Source organism: Brevundimonas sp. 01N35, assembly GCF_056399785.1.
Genome location: NZ_JBFTRZ010000008.1, coordinates 15965 through 28350 on the forward strand (window position 1 = coordinate 15965; position 12386 = coordinate 28350).

The 12386-nt window shown below is 56.7% G+C and carries 13 protein-coding genes; 4 read left to right on the forward strand and 9 right to left on the reverse strand.

What is annotated here, in order from left to right:
* Positions 1 to 139 precede the first annotated feature (139 nt).
* The 6 genes from AC1DJ5_RS09740 to AC1DJ5_RS09765 all read right to left on the reverse strand — a co-directional run bounded on the left by AC1DJ5_RS09740 (position 140) and on the right by AC1DJ5_RS09765 (position 3980).
* Positions 140 to 1375 carry a VapE domain-containing protein gene (locus tag AC1DJ5_RS09740; protein WP_477020452.1) on the reverse strand — a complete coding sequence of 412 codons (1236 nt, stop codon included), beginning with the start codon at positions 1373 to 1375 and terminating at the stop codon, positions 140 to 142.
* A 453-nt stretch (positions 1376 to 1828) separates the two neighbouring features.
* Complete coding sequence (locus AC1DJ5_RS09745; protein WP_477020453.1) at positions 1829 to 2149, reverse strand: hypothetical protein; 321 nt, start codon at positions 2147 to 2149, stop codon at positions 1829 to 1831.
* A complete protein-coding gene (locus AC1DJ5_RS09750; protein ID WP_477020454.1) occupies positions 2146 to 2526 on the reverse strand; it encodes a hypothetical protein in 381 nt (126 codons plus the stop codon). The genes AC1DJ5_RS09745 and AC1DJ5_RS09750 overlap by 4 nt, the downstream gene beginning before the upstream one ends.
* Before the next feature lie 90 nt (positions 2527 to 2616).
* Entirely contained in the window at positions 2617 to 3027 is a 411-nt protein-coding gene (locus tag AC1DJ5_RS09755) for a hypothetical protein (protein WP_477020455.1), read from the reverse strand.
* Positions 3028 to 3201: 174 nt separating this feature from the next.
* Positions 3202 to 3639 (reverse strand): hypothetical protein, encoded by a 438-nt coding sequence (locus AC1DJ5_RS09760; protein WP_477020456.1) that lies wholly within the window; start codon positions 3637 to 3639, stop codon positions 3202 to 3204.
* The gene (locus AC1DJ5_RS09765) at positions 3636 to 3980 is read right to left on the reverse strand and encodes a hypothetical protein (protein ID WP_477020457.1); all 345 of its coding nucleotides are present in this window, start codon (positions 3978 to 3980) and stop codon (positions 3636 to 3638) included. The genes AC1DJ5_RS09760 and AC1DJ5_RS09765 overlap by 4 nt, the downstream gene beginning before the upstream one ends.
* Before the next feature lie 217 nt (positions 3981 to 4197).
* Here AC1DJ5_RS09765 and AC1DJ5_RS09770 point away from each other — a divergent pair, with 217 nt between their 5' ends.
* The 3 genes from AC1DJ5_RS09770 to AC1DJ5_RS09780 all read left to right on the forward strand — a co-directional run bounded on the left by AC1DJ5_RS09770 (position 4198) and on the right by AC1DJ5_RS09780 (position 6794).
* Entirely contained in the window at positions 4198 to 4455 is a 258-nt protein-coding gene (locus AC1DJ5_RS09770; RefSeq protein ID WP_477020458.1) for a helix-turn-helix domain-containing protein, read from the forward strand.
* Positions 4456 to 4875: 420 nt separating this feature from the next.
* Complete coding sequence (locus tag AC1DJ5_RS09775) at positions 4876 to 5961, forward strand: adenine-specific methyltransferase EcoRI family protein (RefSeq protein ID WP_477020459.1); 1086 nt, start codon at positions 4876 to 4878, stop codon at positions 5959 to 5961.
* Positions 5958 to 6794, forward strand: coding sequence for a hypothetical protein (locus AC1DJ5_RS09780; RefSeq protein WP_477020460.1), 837 nt, complete (start codon positions 5958 to 5960; stop codon positions 6792 to 6794). Before AC1DJ5_RS09775 ends, AC1DJ5_RS09780 begins: the two co-directional genes overlap by 4 nt.
* Here AC1DJ5_RS09780 and AC1DJ5_RS09785 read toward each other — a convergent pair.
* Positions 6791 to 8029 carry a phospholipase D-like domain-containing protein gene (locus AC1DJ5_RS09785; RefSeq protein WP_477020461.1) on the reverse strand — a complete coding sequence of 413 codons (1239 nt, stop codon included), beginning with the start codon at positions 8027 to 8029 and terminating at the stop codon, positions 6791 to 6793. The genes AC1DJ5_RS09780 and AC1DJ5_RS09785 overlap by 4 nt on opposite strands.
* Before the next feature lie 758 nt (positions 8030 to 8787).
* Here AC1DJ5_RS09785 and AC1DJ5_RS09790 point away from each other — a divergent pair.
* On the forward strand, positions 8788 to 10083 hold the full coding sequence (locus AC1DJ5_RS09790) for a DUF6161 domain-containing protein (RefSeq protein ID WP_477020462.1): 1296 nt from the start codon (positions 8788 to 8790) through the stop codon (positions 10081 to 10083).
* Between the two features lie 916 nt (positions 10084 to 10999).
* Here AC1DJ5_RS09790 and AC1DJ5_RS09795 read toward each other — a convergent pair.
* Both AC1DJ5_RS09795 and AC1DJ5_RS09800 read right to left on the reverse strand, forming a co-directional pair.
* Positions 11000 to 11602 (reverse strand): site-specific integrase, encoded by a 603-nt coding sequence (locus AC1DJ5_RS09795; RefSeq protein WP_477020463.1) that lies wholly within the window; start codon positions 11600 to 11602, stop codon positions 11000 to 11002.
* A 3-nt stretch (positions 11603 to 11605) separates the two neighbouring features.
* Positions 11606 to 12148, reverse strand: a complete 543-nt coding sequence (locus AC1DJ5_RS09800; protein ID WP_477020464.1) for an Arm DNA-binding domain-containing protein — start codon at positions 12146 to 12148, stop codon at positions 11606 to 11608.
* Positions 12149 to 12386: the final 238 nt, after the last annotated feature.

Genomic DNA, 12386 nt, shown 5'->3' on the forward strand with positions numbered 1-12386 from the left:
CCGGGAATGGCGGCACACGCCCGGTGGCAGCGAGGGGGTGGGGGGAGGAAATTCGGTGTCTTGATCGGTCTTTCGGACCGATCATCTCAACCATTTCTCTACCCCCTCCCACCCCCTCTCGGTGCCCCTCGGCGACTGGTCAGGACGGTTTTACCCACTGCTTGGGAGGGCTGAACCCATCATCGGTGCGGATCGGCACCCGCCATTTCATCGTGCCGTTGATCTTCTTCGGATCGCCTAGCAGACTTCGTAGAGCAGCCCCCGCTTCGCGCGCCATTGGGTTGGTCAGCGGGAGTTCAAGCCATTCGAGAACCTGTGTGGCCGACATTGCGTCAAGACCTTCCGTTCCGATCCGATCGATATCGACCATCTCCGCAAGGCGTTCAGCAACGGGGCTGGCCGTGCTGTGGCGTGAGTTCAGGTCGTTGAGAAGACGCTCCTCATCGACTGCCAACCACCATGTCTCGCCGTCCTCTACTTCCTGCGCCAGCTGGGCGAACACCTGCTGCATGTCGATCCCGTGTCGCCAGTTCAGAGAGGCGATCGGGATCGTCCAGAATCGCGTGTTCCCGGTAGGATCCTGAAGGAACTGGTGCTCGTTTACGGTTGCAGCAAACACCGTCCGTCTGGGATAGCTCGACTCCCGACGATCGTAGGGCCGGCGAACCCGGTCTGTATCGTCTGTCAGGAAGCCCTTCAGTCTAGCGATGTCTTTCTTGAACGAGCTGTCGAGTTCGCCGATTTCAGTGATCGCAAACGCGATGGCTCCAATCAGTGAGTCCTTGTTGGAAGGGTCCATGTGGTGACCGAGCTTAATCATGCGATCGGCTAGGTCCGGGTCGGAGATCAGGGCTTTAATCCAGCTGGATTTCCCAGCCCCCTGTGCGCCCTGAAGGGTCAGGACGCCTCGGCTCCGAAAACTGGTTCGGGTTGCCGCCGCAGAGACGCTGCGGAGCCATTTGCGGAGGATCACGTGCTTCAGGCTGTCGGGATACCCTTGGGCCTGAACGACAGTCTCGTAGACGTCAGGCAGTCGGTCTATGCCGTCCCATGGCCGACTGTTTATCCAGTCTCTGACCGGGTTGTACGCATTCTTGTTGGCGATGGCCTCCACAAAGCCAGGGACATTGCCGGTGGGGATATGGTGCTCGGCAGCCAAACTGATGATGTAGGTGATGGTGACGTTATCGACGTTATCCAGTGATCCCTGTTTATCGGGGATCAGGATTTCATCGCGTTTGCTGACCTCGTTGTAGCGCACTCTGATGCCGGCATACTTCAGCAGGTGTTCGACGTTTGCGATCGTGGCTGGCGGGCGATCCGATCGCGGGGGCGGACGGTCCGGGAACGGTCCGATCTCGTTACCCTCGGTCATTGGTCTTGGCACGACAGGTTCTGCAGAAACGTCTGCTCTCTAACCTGTTCGATAGACATGCCTCGACCGTCATGATGAACGAGCCAGCCGATGCTGGTGAAGTACACGCCAATCTCTGTCAGCATCATCCTCCTCTCTTCGATGGTGTGCTTGTTCGAGGTGGCGTCGCCTGGTGAAATCGGACCGCACGCGGAGCCGTCTGGCGTCCCCTGCAAAGGTTCACAAGGCATCCTTTTTTGGTCTTCTGTTGGCTCGATCATTTGACCTCGCAGACTGATCCCCGCCCAATGCGAAGAAGGGCTAAGTCAACGGGTTTGCTGGATTGGATTGAAAGTCGCGCATTATGCGTAGGTTAGCGTCTGGGCGGGCCAAGGCGGGGACGACCTCAAAATCGGTCGAAGATCGTCCCCATTCCGGCGTCCCAGAAGCTTGTCCTCGAACTTCACGAGCCGGCTATCCGGGCGGGTCTCGATCTAGCGGGTTCGATGCTGGCGAGTGCTGTTCGCTCTGGTCCGTCAAAAGCAGCGGGCGTCGAGATTTTTGCCAAGCCGCTGCCGCGACCACCAGTAGGGCGATGGCTACGATGCAAGCGATTGGCTTCACGCTCGCAAGACCGAACAGCGTGAGGGTGCCGAAGAAGACGAGGGTCTCACGCGGCCTCGTGATGAACGAGTAGAGCAGGATGATCCCTAGGCCGACCGCGAGCGCTGCCAGTGCCGCCCGGAAGATCGCCAGGACGACGCAGACCGTCAAAAACGTCAGGAAGCGGCTCACGCCCGTCGCTCGTCGGTGTCGGTATCGGTGTCGGTCCAGAAGTGAGCGAGGCAGAGGTAGTGGATGCCTAGCTCCGTCCCTGGACCGTTCTCGACGAAGACGCGGGTGTGGCCGTATGCGATCTCAAACCAAAGCCCATGGTCCTTGATCCAGTCGCAGCTAGGGAGTTCGGCGTAGTCGCCTGTGATGGGAAAGCCGAGCGCCCGATTGATGACATCGGACGTATCTCCTCCTTGGATGACGAAGAACCATGGGTGGCTTTTCAGGCCGGCGTGAAGCTGTCGAGCACGAAGGCGGATCAGATCGCGCAGACTGCGATCCAGGTCGGTGTCGTGGAGCGCACCGGCCACGGCGGCGCAGGTCTTCAGTGAAAGCACGGAGGAACTCCTTCAGGCATGAAAAAAGCCCCGCCACGGTTGTGGGGAGCTGGATGGCGGATGACTCGGCGGAGAGAGGTGAAAGAGGCGTCAGGCGGGGCTTTGCCGGTCGGCAACGCCCAGGCAGTTGAAGCGAAGGGTGTGGTTGGTCGCGGGATGGTCAGCCACGAAGACCAGCATGCCAAAGTCGTCGGTGAGGACGTAGGCCAACTCGAACCATGAGCCGTGGTCGTTCATCCACTCGAAGCCGGGCTGTTCGGCCTGATCGCTGGTGATGGGGAAGCCGACAGCGGCATGGATCACCTCAGGCGTGTCGCCGGGCTGGACGGCAACGATCTGAAGAATCTCGCCAAGGGGGCGGCGACGATCGGTGTCCACCTGCCACACCCGAAGGCCAATGAGGGCGCGGAGGGCAGGGTCGAGGGTCGGGTCTGTGAGCGCGGCCGTAACCGCGTCGCGGTCATTCAGGGATAGCATGGTCTGGATGTCCTTTCCGGGCATGAAAAAAGCCCCCGCGATGGTGGTCGCGAGGGCTCGATGCAGATTGAGTTTGGATGGGTGTCAGGCCGTCCCAGTGAACGGCGCAAAGTCGATGAAGAACCTCGACTTCCTATCCGCCAGATGACGGGTCGGCTTGCAGGCCGTCATCTGCGACGGACAAATTGAGGAGTTCCTCTACCGTGCCGCCGGGACGCTGGGCGACAGGGCGGTGGCGGCCTCAGAAAGCCTTTCCCTCATGTTTTTTGAGCGCGACATGCCTGAAAGCGGCATGGTCCCGCTGTGCGTGACGGTAAAATAGTAGCCGTCTTGCACGGAGCCATCAGCCTTACGGCCCCTGGAGGGAACCATGGTGGCGATGATCTGGTGGCTGTCGAAGAGGAACTTGATGGAGGCCTGATAGCCCTTGTTGGGGTGTTCAATGCGTACAATCGGACTGGTGCCGAACTCCACATTCATGGCGTCCACCAGGATCTGATCAGCCTGAGCTTCAGAGATCAGAAATACCGGCTCGCTTTGGCTGACATAGGTTCCGGGTGTCCGGGCGGGTGCTGAGGCGCAGCCTCCAATCGCCAATGCGCCCGTGGTTAGGGCGACGAAAAGGATCCGCTTCATTGGATGTTCCCTTGGACGGCCTGAGCGCCACGCTTGCCGCGCGTCATGAAGAGGACACTGCCGCTTACGCCGAATGCCACGGTCGCCCATAGAAGGAGCGACTGATAGAAGGTTAGCCTGGACTCTGTTCGAAACAGTTCGGGGTGCGCCAAAATATACTTTAGCTCGACATTCGATGCTTCTTGATATTTCCTCGATTTATATGCGTTGATTGAGCCCAGTTTGTCAGCGAGATCGTTTTTGATTTCGGTCTGGGCATAATATTGGCGGAGTGGGAAGTAGTCGGATGCCCATAGGCCGCCGATCACCACATAGAAGGCGGCAATGGCTGCCAGTCCCATGCGAACTACGTTCTTATTCATTGAATGCGATCTCGTTTCATTTTCGGGATGGAGTGGCGTTTCGACTGATGTCGGGTGGGGGCGTTGGTCTCCAGGGTTTGACGCGGGTGAATCGCGTTCGCTGAGTATGGAAACATTCCATACAGAAAAGGGAAAAATCGCATAAGCGGATTTTCCATATAGGTGGGTTGCCGGTTTGGACTCGGCGGCTCATTCGATGCCCAAGACGATCTTCGGCGGAGAACATCGACACCTTGTTGCGGTGCTCGTTGAAGCGCGTCAGGCGTCTGGGCTCACGCAGGCCGAACTGGCAGCGAAGGTTGGAAAGGATCAGTCCTTCGTGTCCATCATCGAGCGTGGTCAGCGCCGAGTGGACGTGCTGGAGTTCGTGGCGCTGGCCAGGGCCATGAACGCCGATCCTGCCCAGCTATTTGAAAGGGTGACGAGGAAGCTATCGAAGGTATTGAGGATTTAGCCCTTTCACCACGAGCTGCCGTATCACGCCTATTCTTATAAGATGGCGCAGGCTGCGCGCGTGGTCGTCATCGATCTTCACGCAGCGGCATCAGGAGCTGATCGGCCGATACTGAGCATTCTCAAACGGCCGCAGGATTTTCAGGGCGGAGTGCCCATCCACACAAAACTCGTCCGGCAGACTTGGTGCAGCATAGTCTCGCTCGCATCCAAGACGGCGTTGTCGGTGCGAATCGAGCGTGCTAGAATCGTCTGCGTGAGAATATCGGCAGGTTTTTTAGAGTAGCTGCGACATCTTTGTATGATCAGCGATCTGCTAAAGCTTGTGTGAAAGTGTTAGAATAGTAAGTGGTGGGCCACGCTCTCATGCCTAACCGTATCCGCGCCATAGGCTTCTGATTGTGACATTATGCCATACGACATGACGCCGGAGATTGTGAGCTCGGTGAAGGGCTCGGGTAATGGAAATCTCAATAATGCTTTCAACCTAAAAAAGGACGAGTTCTATACGCGGTACGAAGACGTCGAGAAAGAGGTACGTCACTACCGAAGCTATCTAGAAGGCAAGACCGTATTTTGTAATTGCGATGATCCCTTTGAATCGGCCTTCTTCCGGTACTTCGTAGCGAACTTCGCAAAGCTGAAGCTGGCAAAGCTAGTTTCGTCTTGCCGCGCAGAGCCGTCGTTCTTGGCGAGCGGAGGAAGCTCGCGCGGCTTTAAAGCGGTTGTGACTGTGATCCCCTGCGACTCCTCCGGCAGCCCTAACAGCCCATCCGAAATAGAGGCTCTGTTCGCCATGCCGGGCAACTCTTTGTCACCCCTCGCCGGGGACGGGGATTTTCGGTCAGCCGAATGTGTGGCCTTGCTCAGAGAGGCCGACATAGTCGCCACCAATCCGCCGTTCAGCCTCTTTCGCGATTACATCCGCCAGTTGGATAAGTACGGCAAGAAGTTCATCGTTATGGGCAACATGAACGCCGTCACTACTCGAGAGATTTTCCCCCTTTTTCGCGATAACCGCGTTTGGTACGGCAAATCGATACGCTCGGGTGATCGCAGCTTTCACGTGCCCGACAGTTACCCGCTGAGCGCCGCTGGCTGCGGTATCGACGAGGATGGGCGACGCTTCATCCGAGTCAAAGGCGTGCGCTGGTTCACCAACATCCATGTGAGAGAGCGAACGGAGCGACTGGAACTAACTCGCTTCTACCATCCCGACGATTATCCAACATATGAGAACTACGACGCCATAGATGTCGGGCGAACTAAGAATATTCCAGTCGATTATGATGGTTTGATGGGTGTGCCTATTACATTTCTAGACAAGTACAATCCCGATCAGTTCGATATAGTTATGCTCGCGAACGGCAATGCGCGCTCGAGCGTGCCGGCGACGACGTTGAAAGATGTGGGCTATAGCCCACACCCTGACGATAAAGGTGGGGTGGGTATAATCGATGGTCGCCGCGCTTATGCTAGAATTATTGTTCGTAGGAAGCAGACTTGAACACTAGCTTGCGCGTGCCCTGCGCATATCAAGGGGGTAAGCAGCGCGTAGCAGCTCAAATCGCCGACAGCCTCTTAGACGCTGCTGTGGGTTCGGATGTCCGCTTCTACGATCTGTGCTGTGGATCAGCCGCCATATCGATTGAGCTGGTTAATAGAGGCGTTGACCCGTCGCGCATTGTCATGCTCGACATCAGCTCTTGGGGAGTTTTCTGGGAGGCGATTGGCTCAGACGCATTCGATATGGATGTTTTTGACCAGCTATTGTCCAAGCTGCCGACAGACAAGCGGGTCGTTAAGGCGCATGTCTCGGCTCTATCGGCGCTTGCGATCGGCGACCACGAGGCTGAGCTATACCCGATACTCCAGGCCTGCTCTTTCGGAGGAAAGCAGATCTGGCGCGACGGGGAGAGGTGGGCAAATGCCTGCTTCAGGGACTACTGGGAACCAACGGCTACCAGTGTGCGCCGCAGCCCCGCCAATCCAATGCAGCCCTCGTCGACAGAGTTGCGCCGCCGGATTGGCGCGCTTGTTCAGGGCATGAAAGGGATTACGTGCTTTAACGCCGATATCAGTACCATTCTTCGCGAGCCACTTCGGTCGGACTCTGTCGTTTATATAGATCCGCCCTACCAGAACACGACTGGCTACGCGTACAGATTTGACGTCCCGTCATTCGTTACGCGCTTTCGGGAATTAAATGATTGTCCGTTGTTCATCTCTGAGGCGTCGGCCTTGAATGATCGATCCTCAAGGCTTGCTTTCGGCGGAGCAAAGGGGGGTATTAGCGGGGTTAAGATGGGAAGACATGAGGAATGGCTGACGCCGTTTTAAAGTATCCCGACCCGTCTAGCGTTAGACGATATGCCGTTGTAGCCGAGTATTTTTGATGCCGCTTCGAAGCGTTTTAAGTCAGTATCTGAGAAAACGGACAAGAGGTAATATCCATCATCAATCCTCGTGAATGCGACAATCTTTTGGGCTAGGTAAGCTTTTGGATTCTTAATTCGGAAGGTGTCAGTAATTTTGTAGCCGGTCGCACTCTTCCCCTTGATTTGCAACCTCCAAGTCCCGTTGGCCTTCGTTCCTACGGGAAACAGTATTGTGTTTCCTTCATAGTCGACGCCTTCGAAGTTCAGCACGATATCCTTCGTATGGCTGGTGACAGATGGATCTAGTCCAAAGAATTCGACACTGCCCCGCATAAATTTTGGATCGCCGAGATCGAACGGAGTTCCGGAGGGATCCCCTAGAGAGATCTTAGATTTTGCCGATAAATCGAGGATATTAGTCGACCCGCCAGTCATTTTCCTTGTCTCAAGCCAAATCGTTTGTGAATCGAGCGGATTGGCCAGGAGTGCCGTAGGAGAAGGTGAAGGCATTATGGCTGGTTTTGAGCCTGCTGGGCCTTTGGGAGGCTGTGCAGAAAGTTGAGGTATCGGTGCTGGCACGCCGTTGCCAAATAAGCGTTTGCTCGGTCCCATTTTTCTGGAGGCGTTGGCCAGGCGCACTTGTGCATCCACTTCCTTGAGCAGGTAGCCGTTGTGAAGCAGCGTATCGATGTCGCTTTGGTCGCTAATATTCAGACATGAATCTTTGAGACCGGAGAGGATCTTTTGATAGTCCCGTAGCTGAGAATTCAGCACTTTCGAACTCTCTTCTGAATCGTTTGTCTGTACAATTAACGAGCTTTCGAAGTTCGTCCAAAGGCCTCCACCTGTAAGATTGTTCGACCCAACAATCAGGAGGTCCCCTTCGCTTCCTTCAAGGTGGTAAATCTTGGGGTGAAAAGTTTGGCGCTTTTCCGAATGCACCACCGCCAGAGAATCAGTATTGGTAAGAAGTGATGTTAGAGCTTCATGGGAGGTTCCGCCTAAATCAACACCTACTATGACGTTTACCTTGCCTCCGTGCGACCTAAACTGCCCGATTGCTGCTTTAATCCTTAGAACGCCACTCGTTTTCGCAAATGCGACCAGTATGTTTAGGGTGTGATACTTTCCCGAATCCAGCAAATCAATCAGACGGTTTCCAAGTTGGCCGGTGAATGGCTGGCTCAGTAGTTCCACAAGCATCCCCTATCGCTACGGTGATCTGAAATTTCTGCCGTTTAGCTCTCTAACGAACCTAGTGACGAACAACCAAACCGGTCAAGCGCGCTAAGGAACCGGTCGGCGCGTACGTTGCAATGTTCAGTCGGCGAGGCTTGGGGATATGGAAAAAACGTTGATGTTCGCACAAGAGAGCCAGGGGGTGCGGCATCCGCTGCGCCGGGAGATCAACTGACGATCTAAGGCAAGGCTTGAGGCGCTGCCGTGAACCTAGATTTGTTCAACCGCTTCCCACCGGGACCCCACGCAACTCCCAAGCAGAAGCGCCTTCCGGCCCATCCGGGCTCGGCTTTAAGGCTAACGCTATTCAGGAAAGGTGGTGCCGCTTAGGTGACTCGAACACCTGACCCCATCATTACGAATTTCAGGGAAGCACAGTCGTACAAGCCAACGCCTGCTTGAGTTCTGGCACTATGTCGGCAGCCTCGCGGCGTGTCCACCCAGCCACTTCCCAAAACGGGGTGAGCTCGCGATTACATGGCTTCCTAGTTTGCGCGCGTTAATGTGGGAACGGCTCAAAAATCGACCTGCGCCATACCTGCGGCAAGGCCGCATCGATCTGGTCTGACAATCCACGTCGCTTTCAACGCCTGGCTGACGCCGCAGGCTTATGCAAACGCAGCCACCAAACAGAACGGCAAATCACCTGAGACTCTTGTCATGGCTGGATGAAAAAGGGGGCGCGTCAGAGGTGACAGCGTCGAAAAGATGCACGAGTGGAACCAGTGCAAATTTTGGCGTATCGCCATTCTTCAGCAAAGGCTGAAAATGCTCTGGGGGGAGCTGCTGTGGCAGAAGACGACGTCAATCAGAACATATTAAGGTTCCGCATGGCGGACGGATCTGACTGGAGGCTCACTGGGTGGCCGAAGGTCATGAAGTGGCTCAATGCAATGCAATCTTTCTGGGATTGGCTGCCCGGGACACCCTTCGCTGATCCAGCCAACATTAAGGGGCACATCCCCTCTCGTGTGATGCAATTGATCAGCGATGCCGAAGCCCTGCGTTCCTCGGGGCGGCAACCATCCGATCTAGCGCCGTCGATTTCTCAGTATCTGACCGATGGGTACGCACCCATTCATCCGAGAAGTGAACGAGGCCGAATTCTGGCTAGGGTCAAGGCCGATGCAGGAGGTGAGGCTGCGGCCTTTGCCTTTGCGGTCCTTGGTCGCCTGGTGTCGGTAGGCAGTGCGAACACGCCAGAGCAGGCGAGGGGCGCTTTTCTCGCGATAAACCCAGAGCTACTCGAAGTGTCGAATGCCTCTGGTCAATTTATGGCGGAGCGCAAGCGATTTAGAGCCGCGCTCCAACGTATCGAAGAGTCTGCCGCCGAAGAGCAGGCCGAGAGGGAGCGAGACTGGAATACAACTCTTCACGAGGCTGGCGAAGCAGGTAGGCGATGGTCTCAGCAGCGGGCGCGTCGCTGGTTGCGGTATGCGAAGCGAGCACGCGTGACCGAAGGCAAGGCAATATCCAGCATTCGGGACGTGGAGGCGGCCTACAAAGAGCACATGGGGCTCGCTGCGCCAGTCAAATACTGGAAGGACAAGGCGACCGAGCACGAGAACGCAGAATACTGGGCGCGACTCTGGGTTATTTTCTTCTTCCCTGTGGCCCTCGCAGGCATGGCCTATGCGTTCAATGAAACAGGCGTTTCGCTAATAACGTCGGTGAAGGAATCTCAGGTTCCTAACGCGCCTCCATTTCCTAACGCGATCTTCATTGTGGCGTCTGCTGGGCTAGCCTCTTGCGCTGGTCTGGTATTTTGGGTGGGGCGCTTGCTAACCAAACTCTACCTCAGCCAACACCACCTCAAGCAAGATGCTGAAGAGCGGGCCACGATGACCGAGACCTATCTCGCCTTGATCGAAAATGGCGCTGCTTCTGAAGCGGACCGTCAGGTGATCCTCAGTGCGCTGTTCCGAAACACACCCGATGGCATTGTGAAAGAGGACGGCGGCCTAGATCCCAGCATTGCTGCTGCCCTCGGCAAGTTCCTCGCCAAGCCCTGATGTGCTCTATTCGCGCTGGCTTAACCGCCACCATTATGTGCAGCGAAGCTTTCGGCAGCTTCGTTGCCAAAATGGCCACCTAAACCATCGTATCTAGTGTGTTTGAGCTCGCCGCCGATGAGCAATAAAACCACGCCATCATTTGACGACCGCGAGAGCACCCCGGCAGCGCCCGCTGCAGTTCCCGCGCGACCTCCCCTTGTGCCGTCATACACATCTCGATCTTGTCCGACCCGGTCACGATCACCGGCCTGGCGCGTTCGCACCGCAGCAGGCAGACTAGGGCGTTACGGTGCCGATAAGTTCTAGTATCTGTCTAACTCTGATCAGATCTTGATCTATATCAAGCTTGAAAGATTGATAATTGCCGAGGTGAGATTGTAATTGAGATAAATGATGATTTGCATTCAAGCACCTATTGCAATCTTGGTTTCCGTCTGTGTGCTTAGGTGCTCTCGGTATGGCAATTTCCGATCTCCCCTTGTTTGTCTGCCTTCCGGCATCGTCCGTCAGGAGGATATCTCTGATGAACCTAGCGTCTATGGTCTCGATGTGGCACTTTCTGTTGTCGGGAAATTTCGCCGAGCCAGTCTGCCAAACGTGCACAGATGCTGTGCTGACGTAAATTGCGTCGGCCCAATTAACGGAGCCGTCCTTAAGTTTTACCGAGAAACTCTCTAAATATATCTGTCTAGTTTCTGTAAATACTCCTCGATCTCCGAGGAATATTTCGCCCGCCTGAAGGGCAACTGTTCCCTGCCGTAAATTGTCCATTCCGTTCACCCGTTATGATTGTCAATCATGACGGACGAGCGATGCCTTTTGTCAATCGGCGTTCGCCAAAATCACTCAGTATTGAGGGCCGGTGCCCGCCCCGTGAACCAGCCTAAGCCAGCGCGCGGGGCGGAGAAGATATTTAACAGGCCTGCTTCGCCGCCCCGGCCTCGACAGCTTTCAGCAGGGTGTCGTTGGCCAGGTGCGAGTACCTTTGGGTCGATTGATAGCTGGCGTGGCCCAACACCTTGCCGACAGCGAACAGATCGACGCCGCTGTTGACCATGAACGACGCCGCCGAGTGCCGCAGGTCATGCAGCCGTAGGCCCGGCAGCTTCGCCACCTTAATCGCCTTCTGCCAAGCATGTTTAATCGACACGAAGGGCAGGCGGGTGTCGGGGTTCGGCACCAGCCAAGGACAGTCCTTGAAGCGCGGCAGCTTTTCGATGATCGCCAAGGCGGCAGTCGAAAGCGGGACATGGCGCGGCTTGCCGGTTTTGCTGGTCGGGATGAGCCAGGACCGACGTTTGACATCGACGTTCTCCCATCGGGCGTCCAGCAACTCGCGCAGTCGTGCTCCGGTGAGGAGCAGCAGGCCGACGATGTGCTGAAGCTGCGTGTTCTGAGACGCCGCCACCGCCTCCCTCAGCCGTGCCGCCTCCTCAGCCGAAAGAAAGCGTTCACGGCCATTATTGAGTGGCTTGCGAGGTATGCCGCGTGTCGGATTCCTGTCTGTGCCCGGCACGTCTCAACTGGAGCCCAGGACGAAGGATCGGCCGAGGAGCACCCTCAGCTTCTCCACCGTCGCCGGGGACAAGCCCTTTGCCCGCTTCTCGCTCAGCCATTGGGCCACAGACCGGCTGTTCATGTCGGTCAGGCGCGTCTTCCCCCATTTGGGGATGATGTGGACCCGCATGCACATTTCGATGCTGGAGTATGACTTCTGATCCTTGACGGCCTCGAGGTGCATGGACGCCAGTTCGCCATACAGAGGCACCGACTTGGCCAGCGCCTTCTTCGCGCCGGGGTCGCCGCCCATCACCACCTCTGACCGTAGATGCTGAGCTTTCTTCTTGGCTGCAGCGAAGGTGACGTCCTGATAGCCGCCGATCTTGTACTGCTTCTGGCCCCCGGCCTGATCAACGTAGCGGAGGTAATAGGTCTTCCCGCCGGTGCAGCGGCACTCCAGCACGAAGCCAGTGGTGTTGGTGCAATACCAGTCGGTCTTCTTCTTGCCGATCTCGCAACCGGCGTTGGCGACGAAGGTCTGAGTCAGGTGGGCCTTGGGCATGGTGGATTCCTTTCACGGTGAGTGATTGGCGCGCGAGCGCCAGTGAACCGCGATGGGGCGCGGCGGGTTGGGGGTGAGGGTGGTGGGGAGCCGGGGCGTGCCCGCGTGGCCCTAGAGTTGGCCGCTGAGGCGGCGCGTCTGGGGCGGGGATGGGCCGGGTCATGCTGAGGCCCGGAGCGTGCCCTGAGGGCCGCGTCTGGACCGCTCCGAAGGCGGGTCGGGGTGGTCGAAAAGGGGG